Origin of the sequence: Bosea sp. Tri-49, from assembly GCF_003952665.1 — a bacterium.
Lineage (GTDB): Bacteria > Pseudomonadota > Alphaproteobacteria > Rhizobiales > Beijerinckiaceae > Allobosea.
Window position 1 is genome coordinate 2,451,094 of record NZ_CP017946.1, and the last position, 25,904, is coordinate 2,476,997.

Consider the following 25,904-nt stretch of genomic DNA (forward strand, 5'->3'; position numbering starts at 1 on the left):
CGTCACCTGCGAGCCACCAAGACAGCAGCATGCCGACGATCATCAAACCACGAAAGCTCGGCATCCTGACCAAGGTCGAGCGCCGAGGCGCTTCGGCAACGCTCGTCGTCTCGGCGCTCGGGCTGTTCTCGCTGCTCGAACCCAATGATTTCGAACCCGATACCGCGCTCTGGCCGATGGCGATGGAGCAGATGCCGGCGGGCACGATCTTCGACGCAGCGATGCCGAAACCATGCGGCGAGGTCCTCGTCGCCGGCTTCGCCAGGGCGCCGGACGGTGAGCCAGTCCCGGCGCTCACGCTCGACATCGCGCTCGGCGCTGTTCGCAAGCGCCTCGCCGTCTTCGGTGACCGCGTCTGGCGCCAGACCGCAGGCGGTCCCGTCTTCGAGCAGCCCCGCCCCTTCACCGAAATGCCGCTCGTTCCGGAACGCTGCTTCGGCGGCCCGAACCATCCGATCAACCCGCTCGGGCGCGGAGCGGAGGCGGCCGGCCGCGTCGATGCAGGCGAGATCGTCCTGCTGCCGAACATCGAACGGGCCGACCGGCTGATCCGCAATGCCGACGACATGCCGGAGCCGGTCCGACTAGGGCCGATCGATCCCGCACACCCATCGCGGCGTGCGCTGGCCGGCACCTATGATGATCACTGGCTGAAGCACGGTTTCCCGGGACTGGCCCACGACGCGGATCCGCGCCTGTTCTGCGCCGCGACGCCGGACCAGAGGATCGAAGGCTACTTCTCCGGGCAGGAGCCGTTCCGGCTCACGGGCTTCTCGGCTGAGCATCCCGTGCTCGAGGGCGCCTTGCCGGGGATGCGCGCCCGCATCTTCATCGCCTGCGCCGACGGCCTTTTCGAGCTGCCCAGCGTCCTCGACACCGCCTGGCTTTTCCCCACCGCCCATAAGGGCGTGCTGATCTATCGCGGCGCCTGCCCCGTCGCCGACATCGACGGCGACGACGTGACCCATGTCATGCTCGCCTATGAACGCCTCGCCGACGAGCCGCGCTCCGTCGAGCATTACGTCGAAGCTTTCCGGCAGCGCAGCGATCCGACTGAGAAGCCGAAATACGTTCTTGCCGACGCGGCGCTCTCACCCCTTCCCGATCCCGCCGCGCTGGAGCGACGCCGGCTTGCCCGCATGGCCCATCACGAACGCCAGCGCGAGCGGACCGAAAAAGCGCAGCGGCTCGTCCTGCGCGACGCGCTCGACAAGGCCGGCCTGCCCGCCGCCTTCATGCCGAACCTGCCGCCCGCCGAGCCGCCGCCGGCCTGGATGCCCTCGCCGGAGGAGATCGCCAGCGGCGAGATCGATTTCGCCGCGCTGTTCGAAGGCACGCAGCAACTCCAGGCGCAGATGGACGAACACGGCCGCGAGCTGGAGGCAAAAGCCCATGCCATGGCGAATCGCGGCGAACGCTTCCGCCAGACGGGAGAACTCGGCGAGCTCGACGCCCTGCTCGCCGAACTCGATCTGCCGGAGCAGCCCAACCTCGCCGCGACCGCCCTGCCGCCGGATTTCAAGCTGCCGGCGGGCACGGTCGATCCGGAAGCGGCTTTGCGCGAGGCGCTGCAGCGCTTCCACAGCGGGCTTGGAACAGCGCTCCTTGCCCCGGCTCGCGACGGCCTTGCCGGCGCGCAGGCGGCGCAGCGCGATGCACCGCTCCCGGAGCTAGCGGCAGCAGGCAGCAGACAGGCGATCCAACTTCCAGCGGAGGCTGACGCTGCCGGCGAGAAGCTGACACGAGCCTTCCCTGATCTGGCACCGCCCGGCCAATCGCTCGACGATCTTCTCGGCACGCTGCTGGCCGGCGATATCCTGCCGGTTTCAAAGGAACCGACCGATCCGAAGGCGCAGCTCGCGCGGGCGAGCGCTCAGCTCGACCAGCTCGAGCCGCAGCTCGGGGAAGCGATGGCGACGATGCGCCGCCTCGCCCCCCAGCCGATCCATCCGACCACGCCATTGCCGCCGGAAGCGGCGCTCCGCTTCGGACAGGCGATCAGCGCGATGAAGGGAGAAGGACTCGCCGGCCGCGACATGGCTGGCGCCGACCTCTCCGGCCAGGATTTCAGCGGCCTCGACCTGAGCGGCGCCTTCTTCGAGCAATGCAATCTCAGCGGCGCGCGCTTTATCGGCGCCAATTGCGCCGGCGCGGTCTTCGCCGGCGCCGACCTGCGCGGCGCCGATTTCTCGCGGGCCAATCTGCTGGACGCTAATTTCGGGACCGCCGACGCCCGCGGCGCGCGCTTTGCCGGTGCCGATCTGCGCCGGGCCCAATGGCTCAAGAGCCAGGTCGCGCAATGCGACTTCGCCGGCGCGACGCTCGAACAGGCGAATTTCATCGAGACCGACCTGTCGGATGTCTCCTTCGCCGGCGCCCGGCTCGACCGGGTCACGATCCTGCGCTCGAGCATGTCGCGGACGATCCTAGCCGATGCGGTCATGGAAAGTTGCGCGCTGGTCGAGGTTCAGGCGGACGGGCTCGACGCCCGCAGGCTCAAGGCGTTCAAGCTCTCCGCGGTGAAGCTGGAGGCGCCGGGCGCCGACTTTTCCGCAGCGCATCTGCAGCAAAGCGGCTTTCACGCAGGCTGCGATCTCACCGGCGCGCGCTTCGATGGCGCCGTCGGCATGAACGGCTCCTTCCGCGGCGCCCGGCTGATCCGCGCCAGCTTCGCGCGGGCAAGCTTCAACCGGGTCGATTTCGGCGAGGCCGATCTCAGCGAGGCCGATCTCGCCCTCGCCTCGCTCAAGCAGGCCTCGCTCGGCAAGACGATCCTGCTGCGTGCCGATCTCTTCGGTGCCAATCTGTTCAACGCCCAGGCGCGCCGCGCCCATCTCGATGGTGCTCGGCTGCTGCGGGCCAATCTCTACGGCTGCGATCTCTCGGATGCGTCACTCGTCGGCGCCGACCTGACGCAGGCCCTGCTCGACAAGACCATATTCGGGGTGCCCAGCGATGCGCCGTGAGGATTTACTTGAGCGCGTCGAGCTTGGCCTGCCCACCGAGGGAGCTTCCTTCGTCGAAGCGGATTTCAACGGCGTCTCGCTGGACGGCGCGATCCTGATCGGTTGCGATTTCTCCGGAGCGCGTTTTCACGAAGCACAGCTGAAGCGATGCCAGCTCGTCCAGTGCCGTTTCGAGCGGGCGGATTTCAGCGGCGCGGACTTCGACACGGTGCAATGGCCGCGCACCAGGCTGACCGCCTCATCCTTCGCCCGCGCGACGCTGCGCGATTGCCAGTTCGCCGAAGTCGACGCGACCGAGGCCGATTTCACCGGAGCGAAGCTCGTCAGCACGAGTTTCGCCCGGGTCGATCTCTCCCGAGCCTGTTTCGCCGGGGTCGAGCTGACGACGGTCGCGCTGGTCGAATGCATCCTCGCCAGCGTCGATCTGTCGGATGCGACGATCCGCGGCCTGACGCTGGTCAAGGGCGATCTGCGAACCGCCATCCTCGATGGCGCCGACATCGATACGATGTTCGCCATGGAGGCGGACCTATCGCAGCGTGACCTGCGCAAGGTCCGGCTGTCACGCATCAATTTGATGAAAGCGCGCCTGGCCGGCAGCAATCTCGCTGGCGTCGATCTCTCCCAGAGCCTCTTCCTCGAGGCCGATCTCTCGCGCGCCGACTTCTCCGGGGCAAAGCTGCCGATGGCGCTGATGATCGGCGCCGATCTCACGGCCGCGAAATTGGTTGGAGCAGATCTCACCAGCGCGAATTTCAGCGAGGCGAAGCTCGCTGGCGCCGACCTCTCCGATGCGCGGCTGAGCAACGCTCTCTTCGAACGCGCTGACTGCGCCGCGGCCCGCTTCGAGCGCGCTTTGCTCGACCATGCACAATTCCCCTACGCTCGGCTCGACGGCGCGTCCTTCATCGCGGCGCGCTTTCATCGCACCAATCTTCACGCCATCTCGGCGGAAGGCACGCTGTTCCAGCATGCGACGGGTTCGACCCTTCCGACCGATCCACAGCGCGCCGTCGCCGATCTCTACGATCCCGTGCGCGTCGCGGCCCTGACCTGAGGAGGCACGCGATGGTCTTCGTCAACTCCTCCGGGCCGATCCCTGCCCCCGATTTTGCCTTTCCCGATGTCTGCCTAACGCCGGTGGTCGTGCCGGTACCGGTGCCCTATCCCAACATCGCGCTCGCGCCGATGGCGATACCGACGCAGCTCACCACCTTCTTGACCTGCATGCCGGCGCACAATCTCCTGACCACGAAGCCGATCAGCCTCGGCGACCAGCCCGGCGTCCTGCTCGGCGTCGCCTCGGGCTTCGTCATGGGGCCGGTGAAGCACGCGATGGGCTCGGTCACGATGTTCCTCGGCGGCCCGCCGGCCACGAAGATGCTGAACCCGACGATGCAGAACGGCATGAGCCCGAACATCGTCGGCATCACGCTCGCCCCCAGCCAGGTCACCACGATCTGCCTGTCCTAAGACAACGGCCGCATTTCTGATCCCACGGGAGAGCACCGATGATGCCCGCCGCAACCGCCCTGATCTCGCCCCCCGGCGCCATGCCGGCGTTGCGCCCGGCGACAGTGGTCGCCCGCACCGGCGACCGGCTGCTTCTCCGGAGCGAGACCGGCGAGGTTCCGGCCTGCGTCGCCCTGTCCTGCCCCCTCGCCCCCCATGTTGGCGACGAGGTCCTTGCCTGGGCGGGCGGTGAGGAATGGCACGTCCTCGCCGTGCTCGGTCGCAGTGCGCATCCGGAACAGCATGTTCGTCCGAATGGCCTGGAAGGCGTGATCGACGGCGAAGCGAAGCCGCTGCCGCCGGTACCGCATTACGAGGACGCCTCGGTCACCGAAGGCGAGGCCGCGGCCGGCCGGCCCTATACCCGCATCGACGTACCGCTGAAGCCCGACGAATTCGGCAGCGGCACCTATCTGCGCCTCGGCGCCTATGTCGAGGGCGAGGAGGGCGCGATGATGCCCGAGCTCTCGCTGTCGAAGAGCACCGCTTCGAACACGACCAAGACCGAACCGAGCCCGGACCTGTCGCTGACCGCGCTGCTCAGCGGCAAGAACCCCTTTGTCACCATGGCCGAGACCGCCAACGAGGCCAAAGCGAGCGACGCGACCAATGCCGATGGTAGCGTCAAGCAGGGCTATCTGAAGCGCGGCGACAAGTTCGTGAAGAACAAGGCCGGCCAGATGGAGCTGCTGACCATCTCGACCAAGGCCAAGACGACCACCTCCTCCGGCGACGGCTTCCTCGGCAAGACCGATTCCGATGTCAACCTCTCCGTCGGCGGCGGCATGCTCGTCGACATCGTCAAGGGCCAGACCACCAACGTGTCGGACGGTGACATCAAGTTCACGGCACCGGCCGGCGTCTTTGCCGTCAATGCGCTCTCCGGCGTCTCGATCACCGCCGGCACGCCCGACGCACCGGCCAACATCTCCCTGCTCGCCTATGGCTATGTGAAGAACGAGGCGAAGGGGCCGCTCTCGGAATGGCTCTACTCCACCTCCGAAAAGAAGACCTACGGCACCGCCAAGGAGTGGTTCTACGGCGAGAAATACACGGAGTTTCGCGGCTACGAGGAGAAGAAGTTCCTCGGCGTGTCGGTCAGCTATTTCCTCGGCGACCAGATCTCGACCAACCTTGCCGCGCGCATCAACCTGACCATGGCTGCGACGCTGACGCTGGCTTTGGGCACGGAATTCCGTCTCAACGCCGCGATCGATCTCAAGATCAATCTCGCGATCGACATGAACATCATCATCGGCGTCGCCTTCAAGAACGTCATCGGCGCCGATACCAAGGTCGTGCTCGGCTCGGACTTGAAGTATGTCTCCGGTTTGGATTTCAAATGGGTCGGCGTCGATGGCAAGTCCTTCGGACTGGAATTGAAGAACGCCAACATGAGCGCCTATTTCAATGCAGTGCTCGCGAGGAGCGGCACCGTCGACATCGATAACAAGGCCACCAAAGTTGGAACCGGCTTCTTTTTCAGGTCATGAGTCAATCCCTGCACAGCCTCTACACGATGGCCGAAGCCTCAACCGGCGCGAATTCCGCGCCTTTCGGGGCAGCGGACAGGCTGAGTTCCGCGCGCGTGCTCGCGATCACCGGCGAACGTTGCCTCGTGCAGGACGAGACGGGGACGCGCGAGGCCGCGCGCGCTATCTCCTGCCTGATCCAGCCGCAGGCCGAGGATGAGGTGCTGGTCGTCGCATCCGGCCGACGCGTCTTCATCCTCGCCGTCCTGACCCGCGCCGGCCTCGGCGACGCGACCCTCTCCTTGCCGGATCGGGCCGCAAGCCTTGCCATCGCGGCGCCGAGCATCGCTCTCAGCGCCACGGCCCGGCTCGGGCTCGAAGCACCGGAAGTGGCCGTGACCAGCCGGCGCTTCCATCTGGTCGCCGACGTGCTGACGCAAATCTCGCGGCTGGCATCCGTGGTCGGCGACGCACTGACCACCGTCGTCGGCCGCCAGTCGACCGTAGCGCAGCGCATCGAGGTGACGTCACAAGAGCGGAATACCGCGATCGCCGGCATCGACAGCGAACGCATCGGCACGCATCTCTCTCAGACCGAGCTCACCACGGTCAGCGCCGCAGTCGAGACCCATCTGGCCCGCGACGATATCCGCCTCGACGCCAAGCGCGTGACGATCGGATGAGCGCGCCGGCCATCGCCACCAGCCATGCGACCAAGGTGCGGGCCGGGCTGAAGCGCCTGTCCGAAGGCCGGACGGACGAAGCCGAGGCGATCTTGCGCGAGGCGCTCGCGGCGCGGCCGGACGATCCCTGGGTGCTGAACGGCCTCGGCGGCGTCGCCTTGCTGCGCCGTGACACGGCAGCGGCAGAAAAGCTGATCGGCACCGCGGCCAGGTTGCGGCCGGGCGAGCCCGAAATCCTCGCCAATCTCGCCGCCTTGCACACCGAATGCGATCGCCTCGGCGACGCCGAAACCTGCCTCGACGAAGCGGTCCGCCTCGCCCCTCACCATGCGGGCGTAAGGGAACGCCGGGCCGAGCTTCTGCTGGCACGACGGCGCCCGGAGGATGCGGCCGGCGAGGCCCAGCATGCGCTGGAATGCGATCCCGAGCGGCCGCGTGCCTGGCTGCTGCGCGGCCTCTGCGCGCTTGCCGTCTCGGACCGGCCGTTCGCCATCGCCTGCTTCGAGGAAGCCGTCGCCCTGGACGAAGCCTGTGTCGAGGCCTGGCACAACCTCGCCGAAGCCCATGTCTCGCTCGGAGATGAGGCGGCCGCGGTCGATTGCGCCGAGCGCGCCTATCTCTGCGCGCCATCGGATCCGACGCATATCGTCACCCTGGCGCGGCTCCTCGCCGCCCGCGATCCTGGCCGTTCCGGTGATCTCCTACGGCGGGCGTTGGCCCTTGCCCCTGGCTTCCTGCCCGCGCTGGAGCTGCAGGCGCTGACCGCAGCGGACGCTGCAACGGTCCGGCAGGCCGTTGCATCGCTGGCTGCGGCGGCTCGCGAAAGTGGAGCCCAGAGCGGCCCTGCCTTGCTGGCTCTAGCGCGGGCGCTGGCAGGCGCCGGGCGCTTCGGCGATGCGCTGCTGGCAAGCGAGCGTGCCGCGGCAATGCAGCTCCCTGAGGCCCGTCCGCTGCGGCACGCCTGCCTGTTCGCGCTCGGCCGCTTCGAGGAGGCCTATGGCGGGCTCCCGGAGCCACGCCGGGCAATCGATGCGGTGCTCGTCCCGCCCGACATGCCGCTCGGCGAAGTCGTCTTCGCGCTGCGCCTGCTGCCGGCGCTCACCGAGCAAGCGGGCCGGGAGCTGCCGCTGCTGGCGCCGTCGGCCCTGCATTCGCTGCTAGCGCCGCTAGCACCGATCCTCTCGGAAGCCGGCAGCGCTGATGCCTCGCAGCCGCTCATTCTCGCCGAGGCGATGGCGCATCTGCGCGCCGATGCGCACACCCTCGCCATGCCGGCGCCCTATATCGCTGTCGAGCCCGGCCGCGCCCGACTCTGGCAGGAAGCGGTCGCAGCACTGCCCGGCCCGCGCATCGGCATCGTCTGGTCGGCCCGCATTCCCGGGATGGGGCTGGAGGACCTCCTGGCTGCCGCCCAGCCGCTCGGCACGGTGGTGAGCCTGGCGATCGGCGCGGCGCGGGACGAGCTCGCCCGCGCACCCGATGTCATCGATGCCGGCCACCGGATCGGCGGGCCAGAGGATCTCGCCGCCGCCATCGCCTCGCTCGACCTGGTGTTGGCGCCGGATTGCCTCGCCCTGCATCTCGCCGGCGCGCTCGGCCAACCCGGAATCGCGCTCCTGCCGCGCGCGCCACACTGGATCTGGCAGGAAGAGGCGGGGCGGGCGAGATTCTATCCGTCGCTGACGCCGTACCCGGCGGGATCGCCGAATGCGACCTCGCCCGGCTCAGAACTCGAACGGCTCATCCGCACGCGTCTTGCCACCGAAGCGGAAGCATGACGACAGGGAGTCACTCGCTCTCCGAGCGGGTCCATCTGACGCTCGATGTCGTCTACGCCTTCGATCGACCGGCGTATCATCTCGATCTCGAACTCCGGGCTCGACCCCTGCTCGCCGCTGAACCGCGGCTCGCCCCGATCTATCTCACCTGCGAGCCGGAAGCCCGGTTCGAGCCAGCCGAACTCGACGGGAACGGTGTCGCGGTCGACAGGCTGAAGCTCGCCGGGCCGGTCTCTCGTCTGCGCCTCAATGCCAGCTTCGATCGCCTGATCGGTCTTGATGAGCCCCTGCCCGCTCTCGTTCCGACCGCAAGTGATCTTGCAGTCGAAGACCTGGCGGTTGCTGCGAGCGCCATCCCCTGGCAACAGGCCTTGGCCAATCTTCGCGAGTCCTGGCGCTACAGCGACGCCCCGCTTCACCAGCCGCAAAGCCTGCAGGAGATCGCGCAGCGACGGACAGGCTCCTGCGAAGCGATCACGCGTCTCGCAGTCGAGATCGTCCGCACTCAAGGCGTCCCGGCCCGCTTCGTCGGCGGCTACCGCCTCGCCGGCCCATCAGGAGATACGCGCCCGGTCCGACGCCATGCCTGGATCGCGGTCTGGGACGGAATGCAATGGCGCCCACTCGACCTTCTCGCAACATCCGGAGCGGCGAACATGGTTGTCGCGACGGCATTCGGCAGCCGGCTTCAAGATATTGCCGTCGTTCAGGGCTGCTTCAAGGGCGCCAATCAGGCACGATTGATCGTCTCTGCCCATGCCGAACGACACATCGTCCAAGATCATGCTTCTCGCGAGCGCCTCATTCACTTCGGTCGTGACCGCACGGCGCAGGGTTAGTCGCACTCAAGGTGGTTGCGGGAAAGAAGCCGAGATGGTTGCCGGATCACCCATCAGATGGATGTGGCGAGCTCCTTGCGCGACACGGAGCCGGCTGCATCTTCAACCCCGCGAGAGGTGGATACTCTCTGGCTTTTGCGCTTTAACCCATGACAGGGGCGCTGATTAGCCCAAGAGAATCTTCGGACCCCGTCCGAGGAACAGCAGGGCAGATGGAACAGGCTAAGCTCGAAAGCACGGGGACAGCTTGGCGGCACGCCAATATCGGCCGTCTTCTCAACAATGCGGTGCGCCGCTTCGAGGCGCGTGTCCTCGAGCTCATGAGCAATGGCGGTCATGCAGAAACCCGCATCGCGCATGTGAGCTTGACCCGCAATCTCGATGTCGATGGGACGCGGCTTACGGAGCTCGCCCGACGCGCCTCCATGAGCAAGCAGGCGATGGGTGAGCTGGTCGACCAATGCGCCGCGCTCGGACTGGTCACGCGTGCCGTCGATCTGAGCGACCGGCGTGCACGCATCGTGACCTTCACCCCGGCCGGACTGATCTGGCTCGCGGCCTTTCGTGACGCCGTCGACATCGCCGAGCGCGAGATGCGTTCGGAGTTGGGCGAGCCGGCCATGGATGCGATAGTGAGAGGCCTTGCGACCTATGCCGTCGCGTTCGACACCCTTGCTCCCGATTGAGCTTTGCCCGCCGCTCGAGGCCGCGCCGATCAGGCGCACCCACCCTGACACTAAAAAGGGTGGCGCCTCGCTGCCGAGGCGCCACCCCAAGAGGTCGATGGGAGCTTTGAAAACTACTCCGCCGCCTGCGCCAACGCGCCGGTGGCGCCCGATTCGATGATCGCCGTGATGCGGCCCTCATCGAGCTTCAGCACGTCGCGTAGCACCTCATCGGTGTGCTCGCCGAGCAATGGCGAACGCATGACTACGGTGGGGCTGTTGGAGAGCTTGATCGGATTGCCGACCGAGAGGTACTTGCCGCGCTTTGGGTGATCGACCTCGACCACGGTGCCGGTGTCACGCAGCGACTTCTCCTCGGCGATCTCCTTCATCGACAGGATCGGCCCGCAGGGGATGTCGTACTCATTGAGGATGTCCATCGCTTCGAACTTGGTCTTGGACATGGTCCATTGCTCGATGCGCCCGAAGATCTCGTTGAGCCTGGGCAGGCGCGCCGGCGGCTTGGCGTAGTTCGGGTCGGTCTTCCAGGTCGGCTCGCCGATCACGTCGCAGATCTTCTCCCAGACCGGGGCCTGGGTGATGAAGTAGATGTAGGCGTTGGGATCGGTCTCCCAGCCCTTGCACTTCAGGATGCGGCCAGGTTGGCCACCACCGGAATCGTTGCCAGCGCGGGGAACGGCATCGCCGAAGGGCAAGCCTTCGCCGAACTGGCTGTATTCCTTCAAGGGGCCGTGGTCGAGGCGTTGCTGGTCGCGCAGTTTGACGCGGCAGAGATTGAGCACGCCATCCTGCATCGCACAATCGACCTTCTGGCCGATGCCGGAATGGGTGCGATGATAGAGCGCCGTGACGATGCCGAGCGCGAGGTGCAGGCCGGTTCCCGAATCGCCGATCTGAGCGCCCGTGACCAATGGCAGGCCGTCGCGGAAGCCGGTGGTCGAGGCCGCACCGCCGGCGCATTGCGCAACGTTCTCGTAGACTTTGCAATCCTCGTAGGGACCGGGGCCGAAGCCCTTGACCGAGGCGACGATCAGGCGCGGATTGGTCGCGTGGATCTTCTCCCAGGTCAGGCCCATGCGATCGAGCACGCCCGGGGCGAAGTTTTCGACCAGCACGTCGCAGATCTTCACCATCTCCCAGAGCACTTCCATGCCTTTGGGGTTCTTGGTGTCGAGCGTGATCGAGCGCTTGTTGTGGTTCAGCATCGTGAAATAGAGGCTGTCCGCATCCGGCACGTCGCAGAGCTGGCCGCGCGTGATGTCGCCGGTGCCCGGACGCTCGATCTTGATCACGTCGGCGCCGAACCAGGCGAGGAGCTGCGTGCAGGTCGGACCCGACTGCACATGGGTGAAATCGAGAATCTTGACGCCTTCTAGCGCTTTCATTTTGTCTCCTCCCTTATTTCTTCTTGAGTGCGCTTTGTGGATTCAGATTGCCGATGCGGCCGCTTTCGCTGCCGGCGGTCGGATCGATCACAGCGTTGATCAAAGTGGGTTTGCCGCTGTCCATCGCCGCGTTGACGGCGCGCTTCAGCTCGTCGGGCGAAGTCGCGTTGACGCCGACGCCGCCGAACGCCTCCATCATGCGGTCGTAGCGCGCGTCCTTGACGAACACGGTCGTGGCGGGGTCGGCGCCGGCGTCATTGACGTCGGTGCCGCGATAGATGCCGTTGTTGTTGAAGATCACGATGCAGACCGGCAGGTTGTACCGGCAGATCGTCTCGACCTCCATTCCGGAGAAGCCGAAAGCCGAATCGCCTTCGACGGCGAGCACGGGCTTGCCGGTCTCAACAGCGGCGGCGATCGCATAGCCCATGCCGATGCCCATCACGCCCCAGGTGCCGACGTCGAGACGCTTGCGCGGCTGATGCATGTCGATGACGCCGCGCGCGAGATCGAGTGTGTTGGCGCCTTCATTGATGAGGATGGCGTCCGGCCGCTCCTTGATGATCGTGCGCAGCACGCCGAGCGCGCCGTGATAGTCCATCGGCACGTTGTTGTTCATCAGGCGTGGCGCCATCTTGGCGACGTTCTCATCGCGCTTCCTGGCGACGGACGCAGTCCAGTCCGCTGGCGGTGCCGGCCATGCGTCGCCCATGCCCGCGAGCAGCGCGGAAACGCAGGAGCCGATGTCGCCGACCACGGGCGCGACGATCTCGACGTTGGAGTCCATCTCCTTCGGCTCGATGTCGATCTGGATGAACTGCTTGGGTGCGTCGCCCCAGCTCTTGCCCTTGCCGTGCGAGAGCAGCCAGTTGAGGCGAGCGCCGATCAGCATGACGACGTCGGAATCCTTCAACACCGTCGAGCGCGCCGCGCCGGCGCATTGTGGGTGTAGATCCGGCAGCAAGCCCTTGGCCATGCTCATCGGCAGGAAGGGAACGCCGCTCTTTTCCACGAACTGGCGGATCGCGTCATCGGCCTGAGCGTAGGCTGCGCCCTTGCCGAGAATGATGAGTGGGCGCTTGGCGCCCTTCAGCACGTCGAGCGCGCGCTGAATCGAGTCCGGCGCCGGAAGCTGCGCCGGCGCGGCATCGATCACCTTGACCAGAGACTTCGCCCCGGCCTCGGCGTCCATCACCTGGCCGAACAGTTTGGCCGGCAGATCGAGGTAGACGCCGCCGGGCCGGCCGGAGACCGCGGCGCGGATCGCACGCGCAAGGCCAATGCCGATGTCCTGGGCGTGCAGGACGCGGAACGCCGCCTTGCAGAGCGGCTTGGCGACGGCGAGCTGGTCCATCTCCTCGTAATCGCCCTGCTGCAGATCGACGATCTCGCGCTCCGACGAGCCCGAGATCAGGATCATCGGAAAGCAGTTCGTGGTCGCATGCGCGAGCGCGGTCAGGCCGTTGAGGAAGCCGGGCGCCGAAACGGTGAGGCAGACGCCGGGCTTCTTCGTGAGAAAACCGGCAATCGAGGCGGCGTAGCCGGCGTTCTGCTCGTGGCGGAACGAGAGCACGCGGATGCCCGCCGCCTGCGCCATGCGGCCGAAGTCGGTGATGGGGATACCCGGCACGCCATAGATCGTGTCGAGACCGTTGAGCTTCAACGCATCGATGATGAGGTTGAAGCCATCGGTCAGCTCGCGCTCTGCTTCAGGCGCGGCAGAAGAGATGCTTTGTACGACTGCGGACATCCCGCTTTCTCCCTAGTCGATTGTTTCTTATTGGCTATTCTTGTTGTTGATCTTGGCCCCGCTCAGTCGAGCTGGACGAACTGCTCGACATGTTGCCTCAGCTTGAGCGTGTGCTCGCGGACGAGCCGCTCGGCGCGCTCGCCGTTGCGCGTTTCCAGCGCCTCGACGATCTCCTTGTGATCGACGATGGAGCGGCGGGCCCGGTCCCGCTCGAAAATCGTGCGCTGGCGGATCGCACGCACATGCGTGAACAAACCATTGGTGATCTCGGCAATGAGCTTGCAGCCAGAAAGCGCGATGATCGCCGCGTGAAAGCGGATATTGGCGTCGGAATACTCGCCCATATGCTCTTCGATCGCGTCGCTGTCGAAGGTGTCTACGAGGCTGTGTAGCCTGGCGATCTCGGCATCGGAGGCGACTTCGGTGGCGAGCCGGGCGGCCATGCTTTCAAGCGCGGCCCAGACGGTGATCATCTCGAGAATCTCAGCCTTGGTCTTGCGCACGATGAAGATGCCGCGGCGCGGCGCGATCCTGACCAGGCCTTCCTGCTCGAGCTGCGCGAGCGCCTCGCGCAACGGCGTCCGGCTGACGCCGAATTGAAGCGAAAGCGCGCGCTCGTCGAGCCGCAGCTCTGCGCCCGCGTCATAGATCTTCATCGTTCCGATCGCGGCCTTCAGCGCCTCATAGGTGCGGCTCTTGAGGCTCTGCACCTCCTCGATGGGCTGAATTTCAAGCTGTGCCTTGACCATTGCGAAGTCGATTTCCGTGTTGCCTTAGCCAAACGCCGCCAGCGCGCCATGCGTTCCGACAGCGGTGGTTTCTGGCATACCATATAATGAAAGAAATAGCCGCGCAACGGCCATAATCCAGCAATTATTATGCTGCAGCGCATCCAAATATGGCATATTGCATGCCACGCAGTTTCATCCTAGGCTAACTCAAACAAGGCCAGTCGGTTCTGCGTTGGTCATTTGCGCGGTCCCTGAACAAGGCCAGTCTATGGGGACGAAGCGCTATGGATGAACTGAACGCCCTGTTCGGCGGATTCGCCGTTGCTCTCAGCGCCTACCACATCATGCTCATGGTGATCGGCATCACGCTCGGTGTCGTCATCGGCGTCCTGCCGGGGCTTGGTGGTGCCAACGGTGTCGCCATTCTTCTGCCTCTGACCTTCAGCATGCCGCCGACCTCGGCGATCATCCTGCTGACCAGCATCTACTGGGGGGCGCTGTTCGGCGGCGCGATCACCTCGATTCTCTTCAACATTCCCGGTGAGCCCTGGTCGGTGGCGACGACCTTCGACGGGCATCCGATGGCCCAGAACGGCAAGGCCGACGAGGCGCTGGTCGGCGCCTTCACCGCCTCCTTCGTCGGCGCCATCTTCGCCGTCTGCCTGATCACCTTCCTTGCGCCGGTGGTCGCGAAATTCGCCTTGAAATTCGGCCCCGCAGAGTTCTTCGCGGTGCAGTTTCTCACCTTCGCCAGCTTCATCGGCATGGGCCGGGGCTCGGCGTTCAAGACAGTCGCCTCGATGTGCCTCGGCTTCGCACTGGCCTCCGTCGGCCTGGACGGTGTGACGGGCACGCTCCGGATGACATTCGGACAGGATGAGCTCCTGAACGGCTTCAAGTTTCTCGTCGCGGTCATCGGCCTGTTCGGCATCGGCGAGATCCTCTGCTCGATGGAGGACGGTCTCAAGTTCAATGGCGCCACCGCCAAGCTGCGCATGGATGCGGTCATCCGCACCTGGAAGCAGCTGCCAAGGATGTGGCTGACCTTCCTCCGCAGCTGCATCGTCGGCTGCTGGATGGGCATCACGCCGGGCGGCGCGACGCCGGCCTCCTTCATGGGCTATGGCATCGCCAAGCGCCTGTCGAAGCGGGGCGACAATTTCGGCAAGGGCGAGCTCGAAGGCGTGGTGGCGCCGGAGACCGCCGCCCACGCCGCCGGCACCGCCGCGCTGCTGCCGATGCTGACACTCGGCATCCCGGGCTCGCCGACCGCGGCAGTGCTGCTCGGCGGCCTGCTGATCTGGGGCCTGCAGCCCGGCCCGCTGCTCTTTGTTGAACAAAAGGACTTCGTCTGGGGCCTGATCGCCTCGATGTATCTCGGCAACGTCGTCGGCCTGATCATGGTGCTGACCTGCGTGCCCTTCTTCGCCGCGATCCTGCGCGTGCCCTTCTCGATCATCGCGCCCGCGATCGTCTTCGTCTGCGCCATCGGTGCCTACACCGTGAACAACGCGATGTTCGACGTCTGGATGATGCTGGTCTTCGGCGTGCTCGGCTATCTGTTCAACAAGCTGCGTTACCCGCTGCCGCCACTCGTGCTGGCGCTGGTGCTCGGCGACCAGGCGGAAAGCTCCTTCCGCCAGGCCATGCTGGTCTCGCAGGGCAATGTCGGCGTGTTCTGGTCGAACTGGCTGTGCGGCGGCATCATGACACTCGGCCTGGTGATGGCCTTCTGGCCAATGCTGCAGGCGCTGCGCGTCAAACTTTCAAGCAACGGCGCGATCACCCGCGCGGCCTGACGCCGCCCGACATGGTTCCCGCAACATATTCGCCTTCATGACTTTACCAACGCGGCAACAAAGCCGCCTATAATGGGAGGAAGCGTGATGATCCGAAGGGAAGTGTCGAAGGCCAAGACAATTGCGGCAGCGCTGGCTGCGAGCGCCTGCCTGACCTCGCCCACCTGGGCGCAGAGCTGGGAACCGACCAAGCCCGTGACGCTGGTCATCCCGGCGGGCACCGGCGGTGGCGCCGACCAGATGGCGCGCTTCATCCAGGGCGTCGTCCAGAAGCACAACCTGATGAAGCAGCCGCTCATCGTGATCAACAAGGCCGGCGGCGCGGGTGCCGAAGGCTTCCTGGAGATGAAGGCCAGCGCCAGCGACCCGCACAAGATCACAATCACGCTGTCGAACCTGTTCACAACGCCGCTCGGCACCGGCTCGCCGTTCAACTGGAAGGACATGAAGCCGGTCGCAATGCTGGCGCTCGACCAGTTCGTCCTGTGGGTGAACAGCGAGAAGCCCTACAAGACGGCCAAGGACTATGTCGACGCGGTGAAGGCCGGCGATGACCGCCAGTTCAAGATGGGCGGCACCGGCTCGAAGCAGGAAGACCAGATCGTCACGGCGGCGATCGAGCAGCAGACCGGCGGCAAGAAATTCACCTACGTGCCATATGCCGGCGGCGGACAAGTGGCGGTCCAGCTCGTCGGCAACCATGTCGACTCGACCGTGAACAACCCGATCGAGGCCGTCGGCCAATGGCGTGCCGGGCAGTTGCGCCCGCTCTGCATTTTCGATGCACAGCGCTCGACCTACACCGCCAAGGTCACCGAGAAGGAAGCCTGGAGCGACATCCCGACCTGCAAGGAATCGGGCCTGCCGGTCGAATACCAGATGCTGCGCGGCATCTTCACCACCAAGAACGCGACGCCGGCTCAGGTGAACTTCTATGTCGACCTGCTCAAGAAGGTGATGGCGACGCCGGACTGGAAGGAATTCATGGAGAAGGGCGCCTTCAACCAGACCATGATGACCGGCGCCGATTACGAGAAATGGCTGGTCAGCGCCGAGACGCTGCATTCCGACCTAATGAAGAAAGCCGGCTTCCTCGCAACGCAGTGAGTCAGACAGCACCGGAGCGCGGCGCGAGTGATCGCGCTCCGGTCAGCCAACCATCGCGGAGCTGACGCGCCGGCAGCGGCCCCAGCCAGGAGCAAAGACAATGAGCAGCAACGAAGAAGCCGAAGGCCGTCCACTCGTCAGCTATCGCACTTTGGATATCGCGGTCGCGATCTTCTTCCTGATCGTCGCGGCGATCGTGATAACCGATAGCCTGCGCCTCGGCATCTCCTGGAAGCCGAACGAGGGGCCGCAGCCCGGCCTGTTCCCGTTCTACATCGTCGTCGCAATGGGCATCGCTTCCCTCGTCAATCTGGCCCAGGCGCTGCCGCACACGCCGGAAGGCGAGAAGGTCGCGACGACCATTCCTGGCATCAAGCGGATGGCGGCGATCTTCGTTCCCGCCGTCCTCTTCGTGCTGGCGACGAACTACATCGGCATTTACGTCTCGGCCGCGATCTATATCGGGGCCTTCATGGTGTTCTTCGGCAAGTTTCCGGTGTGGCAGGCTCTGGCCGTCTCACTCGGCATCGCGATCGTCAATTTCCTGATGTTCGAGGTCTGGTTCCTGGTGCCGCTGCCCAAGGGGCCGCTGGAAGCCGCCCTCGGTTACTGATCCTCGCCGCCGCACAGGCGGGCCGGGCGCACCGCCCGGCCCGCCTGATCTTTTTTCGGACGACGAGATGCTTTCGGCCGACGGGCCTGCCGGTCAGTCCGATAGGCCGTCCCCGGATAGTGTCGATTTCCGATCAGAACCGGGCCCCACGCGTCCACCATGCCGATGGTAACGCCCGGCAGGGCCGCCCTGCCCTATGACACCTTGCGCAGAGCGCGGCTCACCGGGCTTCATTCCGCCGCGGTGATCAGCGCTTCCTCGGCCGGGCGTGCCCTTACGGCGCAGAACTTGAACTCGGGGATCTTGCCGAAGGGGTCGAGCGCCGGATTGGTCAAAAGGTTGGCCGCGGCCTCCGCATAGCAGAACGGCAGGAACACCATGTTCTGCGGCACGTCGCGATCCGAGCGCACCTTCACCGCGACGGCGCCGCGGCGCGTCTCCAGCCTGACGAAGCCCCCGGGCGCGATGCCGAGGCGCCCGAGATCGCGCGGCGACATCAGCGCCACAGCTTCCGGCTCCAGATCATCGAGGACGCCGGCACGCCGCGTCATCGAGCCGGTATGCCAGTGCTCGAGCACGCGCCCGGTCGACAGCACCATCGGATATTCGGCGTCCGGCAGTTCGTCCGGCGGAACGATATGGGCCGGGACGATCTTGGCCCGCCCGCTCTCGGTCGGAAATCCCTGCGCGAAGATGATCTCGTTGCCGGGCTGGTCCGGCCCATCGACCGGATAGGTCACCGCCCCCTCCCGCTCCAGCCGCTCCCAGGTGATGTTGCGGAAGGACGGCATGACCTTCGCCATCTCGCCGAAGACATCGGCCGGGCCACCATAGCGCCAGTCGCAGCCCATCCGCCGGGCGACCTCCTGGATGATCCACCAGTCCTGCCGGGCCTCGCCCGGCGGGCGCACGACCTGGCGGGCCATCTGGACGCGCCGGTCGGTATTGGTGAAGGTGCCGACCTTCTCGGCGAAGGCTGAGGCCGGCAGCACGACATCGGCGTGGAAGGCGGTCTCGGTCAGGAACAGGTCCTGCACGACGAGATGGTCGAGCATCGCCAGCGCGCCGCGGGCATGATTGAGGTCCGGGTCCGACATCGCCGGATTCTCGCCCTCGATATACATGCCATTGATCTCGCCGGCATGGATCGCGTTCATGATCTCGACGACGGTCAGGCCCCGCTTCGGATCGAGCGATTGACCCCAGAGCTCCTCGAAGATCGAGCGGACCTCGGCCTTCTCGACCGACTGGTAGTCCGGATAGACCATCGGGATCAGGCCGGCATCGGAGGCGCCCTGGACGTTGTTCTGGCCGCGCAGGGGATGCAGGCCGGTGCCGGGCCGGCCTATCTGGCCGGTCACCATCGCGAGCGCGATCAGGCAGCGGGCATTGTCGGTGCCGTGGATGTGCTGGCTGATGCCCATGCCCCAGAAGATGATCGAGGCACGCGAGCGGGCATAGGCGCGCGCGACCTCCTTCAGCTCCTCGGCCGGAATGCCGCAGACCGCCGCCATCTTTTCCGGCGGGAAGGCCTGGATGCTTTCCTTCAGCCGCTCATAGCCCTCCGTGTAGCCGGCGATGTACTGCTCGTCGGTCAGGCCTTCGGTGATGATGGTGTGCAGCAGCGCGTTCAGCATGGCGACGTCGCTGCCCGGCTTGAAGGCGAGGTGCTTCCAGGCATGGCGCGAGAGCGCCTGCCCGCGCGGGTCCATGATGACGAGCTTGGCGCCCTTCTTGGCGGCGTTCTTGAGGAAGGTCGCGGCGACCGGGTGGTTCACGGTCGGGTTGGCGCCGATGACGATGATGACTTCGGCGTCGAGCGCGGCCGCGAACGGCGCCGTGACCGCACCGGAATTGACGCCCTCCATCAGCGCCGCCACCGAGGAGGCGTGGCAGAGCCTGGTGCAGTGGTCGACATTGTTGGAGCCGAAGCCGGTGCGCACCAGCTTCTGGAAGAGATAGGCCTCCTCGTTCGAGCCCTTGGCCGAGCCGAAGCCGGCGAGCGCCTTGCGGCCCTTCTCGTCGCGGACGCGGTTCAGCCCGTTTGCCGCGAGATCGAGCGCCTCCTCCCAGGACGCCTCGCGGAAGTGCGTCCAGGGATTGGCGGGATCGACCTGGTCGCGGGCGTCCTTGGGCATGTTCGGCAGGCGCACCAGCGGCTTGGTCAGCCGGTGCGGGTGATGGATGTAGTCGAAGCCGAAACGGCCCTTGACGCAGAGCCGGTTATGGTTGGCCGGTCCGTCGCGCCCCTCCGCATAGACGATCGCCTCATTCTTGACGTTGTAGGTGACCTGGCAGCCGACACCGCAATAGGGACAGAGCGAATCGACCTTCTTGTCAGCCCAGACGGTGCGGGTCTGGTTCGCGTCGAGGAAGGCCGAGGGCATCAGCGCCCCGGTCGGGCAGGCCTGCACGCACTCACCGCAGGCGACGCAGGTCGACTGGCCCATCGGGTCGTCGAAATCGAAGACGATCTTGGTGTCGGCGCTGCGATAAGCCATGCCGATCACGTCATTGACCTGGACCTCGCGGCAGGCCCGCACGCACAGGCCGCACTGGATGCAGGCGTCGAGATTGACGCTCATCGCAGTGTGGCTGACATCCGAGCTCCAGCGCAGGGCCGCCGGGAAGCGGCTCTCGGTGACGCCGGTCTTGTCCGCCCAGCTCCAGAATTTCGAGGTCGGATCATGGGAGGTCGCTCGTGCCGGCTGGTCGGCCACGAGCAGTTCCATCACCATCTTGCGGGCCTTCTCGGCCCGCTCGGTCCCGGTATGGACCTTCATGCCGACGGTCGGCTTGCGCATGCAGGACGCGGCGAGGACGCGCTCGCCCTCGATCTCGACCATGCAGGCGCGGCAATTGCCGTCGGCCCGGTAATCGGGCTCCGGCGAGTAGCACAGATGCGGAATCGCGGTACCGAGACGCTGCGCCACCTGCCAGATCGTCTCGCCATAGGCGGCTTCGACGCGCTCGCCATTCAGTTCGAAGCTGATGCCCTGGGTCATTCTGCGGCATCCCTCGTCATGAATTCCTCGGGGAAATAACGCATCACGCAGGTCAGCGGGTTCGAGGCCGCCTGGCCGAGCCCGCAAATCGACGCGTCGCGCATCGCCTGCGACAGCTCGCCGAGCAGCTCCTGGTTCCAGATCGGGCGCTGCATCAGCATCACCGCCTTCTGCGTGCCGGCGCGGCAGGGCGTGCACTGCCCGCAGCTCTCATCCTCGAAGAAGCGCATCAGGTTGAGCGCGGCGGCGCGCATGTCATCCTGCTCGGAGAGTACCACCACGGCGGCCGAGCCAATGAAGCAGCCATGCTTCTCGAGCGTGCCGAAATCGAGCGGGATATCGTCCATCGAGGCGGGCAGGATGCCGCCGGAGGCGCCGCCCGGCAGATAGGCGCGGAAACGGTGGCCGTCTTGCATCCCGCCGCAGAATTCCTCGATCAGCTCGCGGATGGTGACGCCGGCCGGGGCGAGCTTGACGCCGGGTTCCCTGACCCGGCCCGAGACCGAATAGCTGCGCAGGCCGGTGCGACCATTGCGGCCATGCGAGTTCCACCAGCCATTGCCCTTCTCGACGATGTCGCGGATCCAGTACAGCGTCTCGACATTGTTGATCAGCGTCGGCTGGCCGAAGAGGCCGACCTGGAAGGGATAGGGCGGCTTGTGCCGCGGCAGCCCGCGCTTGCCCTCGATGCTTTCCAGCAGCGAGGACTCCTCCCCGCAGATATAGGCCCCTGCCCCGCGCCGCAGATGGATCGCTGGCCCGCCCGCCGGCAGCCTGGCGATCTCGCGTTCCAGGATCGCGCGCGCCACCGGGTATTCGTCTCGGATATAGATATAGACCTCGTCCGCTTCGACGATATGGGCGCCGATCAGCGTGCCTTCGAGGAAGCGGTGCGGATCGGTCTGGAGATAGAGGCGATCCTTGAAGGTGCCGGGCTCGCCCTCGTCGCCATTCACCGCCATCAGCCGCGGACCCGGCTCGCCGCGCACCGCCCGCCATTTGCGGCCCGTCGGGAAGCCGGCGCCACCGAGGCCGCGCAGGCCGGAATCGTCGAGCACTGTCAGGATCGATTCGATGCTGCGCTCGCCCGAGCGCAGGTTGTTCAGCAGCGCATAGCCGCCACCCGCGACATAGGCGTCGCAGTCGACATACGCATCCATGTGCGGATGAGTATCCTTGGCCTCGATCGCGGCCAGCACCGTCTCCGCCGTGGCCTCGTGCAGGAAGTTATGGCCGACCTCGATCGCCGGCGCGTGATCACACAAGCCGACGCAGGGCGCCCGCACCACGCGCACGCCAGGGCCGACCGAGTCCTGCAGGGTCGCGAGCAGTTCCTCCGAGTGGAACATTGCGCAGGTTAGGCTGTCGCAGACCCGCACCGTCAGCGGCGGAATCTCGGGCTCGCCTTCCTTCACGATGTCGAAATGGGCGTAGAAGGTGGCGGTCTCGAAGACCTCCGCGAAGGATAGCCGCATCTCCTCGGCGAGCGCCGCCAGATGGGCCGCCGAGATCTGGTGATAGCGGTCCTGGATCAGATGAAGATGCTCGATCAGGAGGTCACGCCGGCGCGGGCGCTCGCCGAGCAACTGCCCGATCTCCTCCAGCGCGCGAGGCTCGACCTGCCGCCCCTTCGGCGTCGATCTGGCGCGCTTCCGGCCAAGGCCCGGATGCTCGAAGGCGTGGACATTGTGGTTGTGCTGGTCGTGCTGCCCGCTCATCGGCCGAAGCGTCCTCCCTCTCCGGAACCTTCGTCCCGTCTGCCCTGTGCCGTTATCCCGGCACTTGCGGCGATAACCAGAGGTTATCCGAAAGATTCTAAGGTGCCAACCTCTGGCATGCATAATGCCAGATCATGACGATTGCGCTCGATGACCTGACATTCCCCTCTTGACAGCCACGCCGATTGGCATGCCAAATACCAAACAAGAACCCGACCGGGCAACGATCCGAAATATGCGGGCGGCCCGACGATGGCTTCAGCAAAAGAAAATTCCACGGGAGGAAATGCATCATGACCCAGGCAGCCCTCAAGATTAAGCCGCGCGAAACAGCCGTCGATCAGGCGACGGTCCGCAAGGTCCTGGATGGCGTCAAGGCCGACGGCCGCACCAGCCTAACGGCCCCGGAGGCCAAGCTGGTCTGCGACGCCTACGACATCCCGCTGCCCAAGGAAGGCCTCGCCAAATCGGCCGACGAGGCCGCCAGGCTCGCTGGCGGCATGGGCTATCCCGTCGTCATGAAGATCGTATCCGCCGACATCCTGCACAAGACCGATGCCGGGGGCGTGATCGTCGGCGTCAAGAGCGATGCCGAGGCCCGCGCCGCTCATGACACGATCCTGGCCAATGCCCGCAAATACAAGGCCGACGCCAAGATCGAGGGCATTCAGGTCCAGCAGATGCTGCCTACGGGCGCGACCGAGACGCTGGTCGGCGCGATCACCGATCCCTCCTTCGGCAAGCTCGTGGCATTCGGTCTCGGCGGCATCCTCGTCGAGGTGCTGAAGGACCTGACCTTCCGCCTCGCGCCGGTGAATGAGGCGCAGGCGCTCGAGATGATCGGCTCGATCAAGGCCCAGGAGATGCTCGACGGTGTGCGCGGTAGCGAAGCCGTCGACCGTGGCGCGCTCGCCGCGATCCTCGTCCAGGTCTCGGCGCTGCTCGACGACTTCCCGGAGATCGAGGAGCTCGACCTCAACCCCGTCTTCGCGACGAAATCCGGCGCGACCGCGGTCGATGCCCGCATCGTCTGCAATTTCGAGGCGCGCAAGGAGCGCTTCCGCCCCGACCAGGATGCCATCGTCACGGCGATGAACCGCATCTTCCATCCGAAGGCCGTGGCGGTGATCGGCGCCTCGAACGAGGCCGGCAAGATCGGCAATTCGGTGATGAAGAACCTGATCAATGGCGGCTACAAGGGCACGATCGTTCCCGTGCACCCGAAGGCCGACACGATCGAGGGCGTCAAGGCCTATAAGTCGATCCTCGACTATGACGGCGTGGTCGATGTCGCGGTCTTCGCCGTGCCGGCAAAGCTCTGCAACGGCGCCATGGACGAGGTCGGCCGCAAGGGCGTTCCCGGCGCGGTGATGATCCCGTCGGGCTTCGCCGAATCGGGCGAGCCGGAGCTGCAGGAAGAGCTGCTGGCGACCGCCCGCAAGCACAATGTCCGGATCATGGGACCGAACATCTACGGCTTCTACTATACACCGGAGAACCTCTGCGCGACCTTCTGCACGGCCTTCGACGTCAAGGGCAAGGCGGCCCTGTCCTCACAGTCCGGCGGCGTCGGCATGTCGATCATCGGCTTTGCCCGCTCAACCAAGATGGGCGTCTCCTCGATCGTCGGCCTCGGCAACAAGTCGGACCTCGACGAGGATGATCTGCTGACCTTCTTCGAGCAGGATCCGAACACCTCGGTGATCGCGATGCACTGCGAGGACCTGAAGGATGGCCGCGCCTTCTCCGAAGTCGCACAGCGCGTCTCGAAGAAGAAGCCGGTGATCGTGCTCAAGGCCGGCCGCACCGCCTATGGCGCCAAGGCAGCTGCCTCCCATACCGGCGCGCTCGCCGGCAACGACAAGATCTATGACGACATCCTCAAGGCCTCTGGCGTCATCCGCGCGCCCTCGCTGCGCGGCATGCTCGAGTATGCCCGCGGTGTGCAGGTCCTGCCGGCGCCGAAGGGCGAGAATGTCCTGATCATCACTGGCGCCGGCGGATCCGGCGTTCTGCTCTCGGACGCCTGCTTCGACAACGGCCTGACGCTGATGAAGATGCCGGATGATCTCGACGCAGCCTTCCGCAAGTTCATCCCGCCCTTCGGCGCGGCCGGCAACCCGGTCGACATCACCGGCGGCGAGCCGCCGCTGACCTACCAGAACACGGTCCGCCTCGGCCTCAACGACGAGCGCATCCACGCACTCATCCTCGGCTACTGGCACACGATCGTGACCCCGCCGCTGGTCTTCGCCGACAAGATGATCGAGGTCGTCACCGAGGCCCGCGCCAAGGGCATCGACAAGCCGATCGTCGCATCGCTGGTCGGTGACGTCGAGGTCGAGAAGGCCTGCGAGAAGCTCTACGACCACGGTATCGTGGCCTATCCGTACACCACGGAGACGCCGGTCGAGGTGCTCGGCGCCAAGTACAAATGGGCGCGCGCCGCCGGCCTGATCAAGGGCTGAGCGATAGACCACGACTCCGCCGACGCCCGGACTCCGTCCAGCGTCGCCGGCTGCACGCATCGCGTGACCGCCGCTCCCTCCGGCAGGATGGGAGCGGCCCCATACAAATCATTCAAGGCTTCTGTTCCGAATGGCCGGCGCCGCGGAAAGGCCCGGTCGCTCTCCCCGAAATCCGAGAGAGATCGCGATGAACATCCATGAATATCAGGCGAAGGGGTTGCTCAGGGAATTCGGGGTGCCCGTCCCGGACGGGTTTCCCATACTGACGGCAGAGGATGCCGAAGCCGCGGCGAAGCAGCTGCGCGGCCCGGTCTGGGTGGTCAAGTCGCAGATCCATGCCGGCGGCCGCGGCAAGGGCACCTTCAAGGAACCCGAGGCCGGCGAGAAGGGCGGGGTGCGCCTGGCGAAATCGGTGGATGAGGCGAAAGCCTTCGTCCAGCAGATGCTCGGCCACACGCTGGTCACCGTCCAGACCGGTCCAGCCGGCAAGCAGGTTAACCGCCTCTATATCGAGGACGGCTCGGCGATCGACCGCGAGTTCTATCTGTCGATGCTGGTCGATCGCGAGACCTCGCGCATCGCCTTTGTCGTCTCGACCGAAGGCGGCATGAACATCGAGGATGTCGCGCATGACACGCCCGAGAAGATCAAGACCTTCTCGGTCGACCCCGCGACCGGCATCATGCCGCTGCATGGCCGCACCGTCGCCGAGGCCCTGCATCTTACCGGCGACCTCGCCAAGCAGGCCGAGGGTCTGACGGCGAAGCTCTATGCGGCCTTTATCGCCAAGGACATGGCGATGCTCGAGATCAACCCGCTGATCGTCACCAAGGACGGCAAGCTGCGCTGCCTCGACGCCAAGATCTCCTTCGACGACAATGCGCTCTACCGGCATCCAGACGTCTACAAGCTGCGCGACGAGACCGAAGAAGACGCTAAGGAGATCGAGGCGTCGAAATATGACCTTGCCTATATCGCGCTCGACGGCACGATCGGCTGCATGGTCAACGGCGCCGGCCTCGCCATGGCGACGCTCGACATCATTCAGCTCTACGGCGAAAGCCCGGCGAACTTCCTCGACGTCGGCGGTGGCGCCTCCGAAGAGAAGGTCACCGCCGCCTTCAAGATCATAACGGCCGATCCCAACGTGAAGGGCATCCTGGTCAACATCTTCGGCGGCATCATGAAGTGCGATGTCATCGCCCGCGGCGTGATCGCGGCGGTTAAGACGGTCGGCCTCGAAGTCCCGCTGGTGGTGCGCCTCGAAGGCACCAATGTCGAGGAGGGAAAGACGATAATCCGCTCCTCCGGTCTCAACGTCATCCCGGCGGATGACCTCGACGACGCCGCCCAGAAGATCGTTGCTGCTGTGCGCAAGAACTAGGGACCCGC

Annotated in this window: 18 protein-coding genes; 13 read left to right on the forward strand and 5 right to left on the reverse strand. The window is 65.7% G+C overall.

From position 1 onward, the window contains the following. Positions 1-29 precede the first annotated feature (29 nt). From BLM15_RS12140 to BLM15_RS12175, 8 genes are all read left to right on the forward strand, one after another. Entirely contained in the window at positions 30-2,966 is a 2,937-nt protein-coding gene (locus tag BLM15_RS12140) for a DUF2169 domain-containing protein (RefSeq protein WP_126112997.1), read from the forward strand. Beyond that, positions 2,956-4,023 carry a pentapeptide repeat-containing protein gene (locus BLM15_RS12145; RefSeq protein ID WP_126112998.1) on the forward strand — a complete coding sequence of 356 codons (1,068 nt, stop codon included), beginning with the start codon at positions 2,956-2,958 and terminating at the stop codon, positions 4,021-4,023. The genes BLM15_RS12140 and BLM15_RS12145 overlap by 11 nt, the downstream gene beginning before the upstream one ends. 11 nt (positions 4,024-4,034) lie before the next feature. Beyond that, the gene (locus BLM15_RS12150; protein ID WP_126112999.1) at positions 4,035-4,439 is read left to right on the forward strand and encodes a DUF4150 domain-containing protein; all 405 of its coding nucleotides are present in this window, start codon (positions 4,035-4,037) and stop codon (positions 4,437-4,439) included. Positions 4,440-4,477: 38 nt separating this feature from the next. Beyond that, entirely contained in the window at positions 4,478-5,971 is a 1,494-nt protein-coding gene (locus BLM15_RS12155; RefSeq protein WP_126113000.1) for a DUF3540 domain-containing protein, read from the forward strand. Further along, positions 5,968-6,633 (forward strand): DUF3540 domain-containing protein, encoded by a 666-nt coding sequence (locus BLM15_RS12160; RefSeq protein WP_126113001.1) that lies wholly within the window; start codon positions 5,968-5,970, stop codon positions 6,631-6,633. Before BLM15_RS12155 ends, BLM15_RS12160 begins: the two co-directional genes overlap by 4 nt. Beyond that, on the forward strand, positions 6,630-8,411 hold the full coding sequence (locus BLM15_RS12165) for a tetratricopeptide repeat protein (RefSeq protein WP_126113002.1): 1,782 nt from the start codon (positions 6,630-6,632) through the stop codon (positions 8,409-8,411). Before BLM15_RS12160 ends, BLM15_RS12165 begins: the two co-directional genes overlap by 4 nt. Beyond that, positions 8,408-9,250, forward strand: coding sequence for a transglutaminase-like domain-containing protein (locus tag BLM15_RS12170; RefSeq protein ID WP_126113003.1), 843 nt, complete (start codon positions 8,408-8,410; stop codon positions 9,248-9,250). Before BLM15_RS12165 ends, BLM15_RS12170 begins: the two co-directional genes overlap by 4 nt. Before the next feature lie 212 nt (positions 9,251-9,462). Beyond that, entirely contained in the window at positions 9,463-9,936 is a 474-nt protein-coding gene (locus tag BLM15_RS12175; protein WP_126113004.1) for a MarR family winged helix-turn-helix transcriptional regulator, read from the forward strand. A gap of 113 nt (positions 9,937-10,049) precedes the next feature. Here the strand turns inward: BLM15_RS12175 and frc are convergent, their stop codons facing one another. From frc to BLM15_RS12190, 3 genes are all read right to left on the reverse strand, one after another. Further along, positions 10,050-11,321: a formyl-CoA transferase gene (gene frc, locus BLM15_RS12180; protein ID WP_126113005.1), complete on the reverse strand. Its 1,272-nt coding sequence runs from the start codon at positions 11,319-11,321 to the stop codon at positions 10,050-10,052. A 13-nt stretch (positions 11,322-11,334) separates the two neighbouring features. Then, positions 11,335-13,071 carry an oxalyl-CoA decarboxylase gene (gene oxc / locus BLM15_RS12185; RefSeq protein WP_126113006.1) on the reverse strand — a complete coding sequence of 579 codons (1,737 nt, stop codon included), beginning with the start codon at positions 13,069-13,071 and terminating at the stop codon, positions 11,335-11,337. Positions 13,072-13,133: 62 nt separating this feature from the next. After that, positions 13,134-13,820 carry a GntR family transcriptional regulator gene (locus tag BLM15_RS12190; RefSeq protein WP_126113007.1) on the reverse strand — a complete coding sequence of 229 codons (687 nt, stop codon included), beginning with the start codon at positions 13,818-13,820 and terminating at the stop codon, positions 13,134-13,136. A 266-nt stretch (positions 13,821-14,086) separates the two neighbouring features. On the opposite strand from BLM15_RS12190, the gene BLM15_RS12195 reads away from it, so the two are divergent. The 3 genes from BLM15_RS12195 to BLM15_RS12205 all read left to right on the forward strand — a co-directional run bounded on the left by BLM15_RS12195 (position 14,087) and on the right by BLM15_RS12205 (position 17,321). Next, positions 14,087-15,601, forward strand: a complete 1,515-nt coding sequence (locus BLM15_RS12195) for a tripartite tricarboxylate transporter permease (protein WP_126113008.1) — start codon at positions 14,087-14,089, stop codon at positions 15,599-15,601. Between the two features lie 87 nt (positions 15,602-15,688). Continuing rightward, on the forward strand, positions 15,689-16,708 hold the full coding sequence (locus BLM15_RS12200) for a Bug family tripartite tricarboxylate transporter substrate binding protein (RefSeq protein ID WP_126113009.1): 1,020 nt from the start codon (positions 15,689-15,691) through the stop codon (positions 16,706-16,708). A gap of 100 nt (positions 16,709-16,808) precedes the next feature. Then, positions 16,809-17,321: a tripartite tricarboxylate transporter TctB family protein gene (locus BLM15_RS12205; protein WP_126113010.1), complete on the forward strand. Its 513-nt coding sequence runs from the start codon at positions 16,809-16,811 to the stop codon at positions 17,319-17,321. Between the two features lie 230 nt (positions 17,322-17,551). On the opposite strand, the gene fdhF is transcribed toward BLM15_RS12205, so the two are convergent. Both fdhF and BLM15_RS12215 read right to left on the reverse strand, forming a co-directional pair. Beyond that, a complete protein-coding gene (gene fdhF / locus BLM15_RS12210; RefSeq protein ID WP_126113011.1) occupies positions 17,552-20,326 on the reverse strand; it encodes a formate dehydrogenase subunit alpha in 2,775 nt (924 codons plus the stop codon). Continuing rightward, on the reverse strand, positions 20,323-22,044 hold the full coding sequence (locus BLM15_RS12215; protein ID WP_126113012.1) for an NAD(P)H-dependent oxidoreductase subunit E: 1,722 nt from the start codon (positions 22,042-22,044) through the stop codon (positions 20,323-20,325). Before BLM15_RS12215 ends, fdhF begins: the two co-directional genes overlap by 4 nt. Before the next feature lie 293 nt (positions 22,045-22,337). On the opposite strand from BLM15_RS12215, the gene BLM15_RS12220 reads away from it, so the two are divergent. Both BLM15_RS12220 and sucC read left to right on the forward strand, forming a co-directional pair. Continuing rightward, positions 22,338-24,512 (forward strand): acetate--CoA ligase family protein, encoded by a 2,175-nt coding sequence (locus BLM15_RS12220; RefSeq protein ID WP_126113013.1) that lies wholly within the window; start codon positions 22,338-22,340, stop codon positions 24,510-24,512. Positions 24,513-24,699: 187 nt separating this feature from the next. Continuing rightward, positions 24,700-25,896 (forward strand): ADP-forming succinate--CoA ligase subunit beta, encoded by a 1,197-nt coding sequence (gene sucC, locus BLM15_RS12225; RefSeq protein ID WP_126113014.1) that lies wholly within the window; start codon positions 24,700-24,702, stop codon positions 25,894-25,896. The last annotated feature ends 8 nt before the right edge of the window (positions 25,897-25,904 follow it).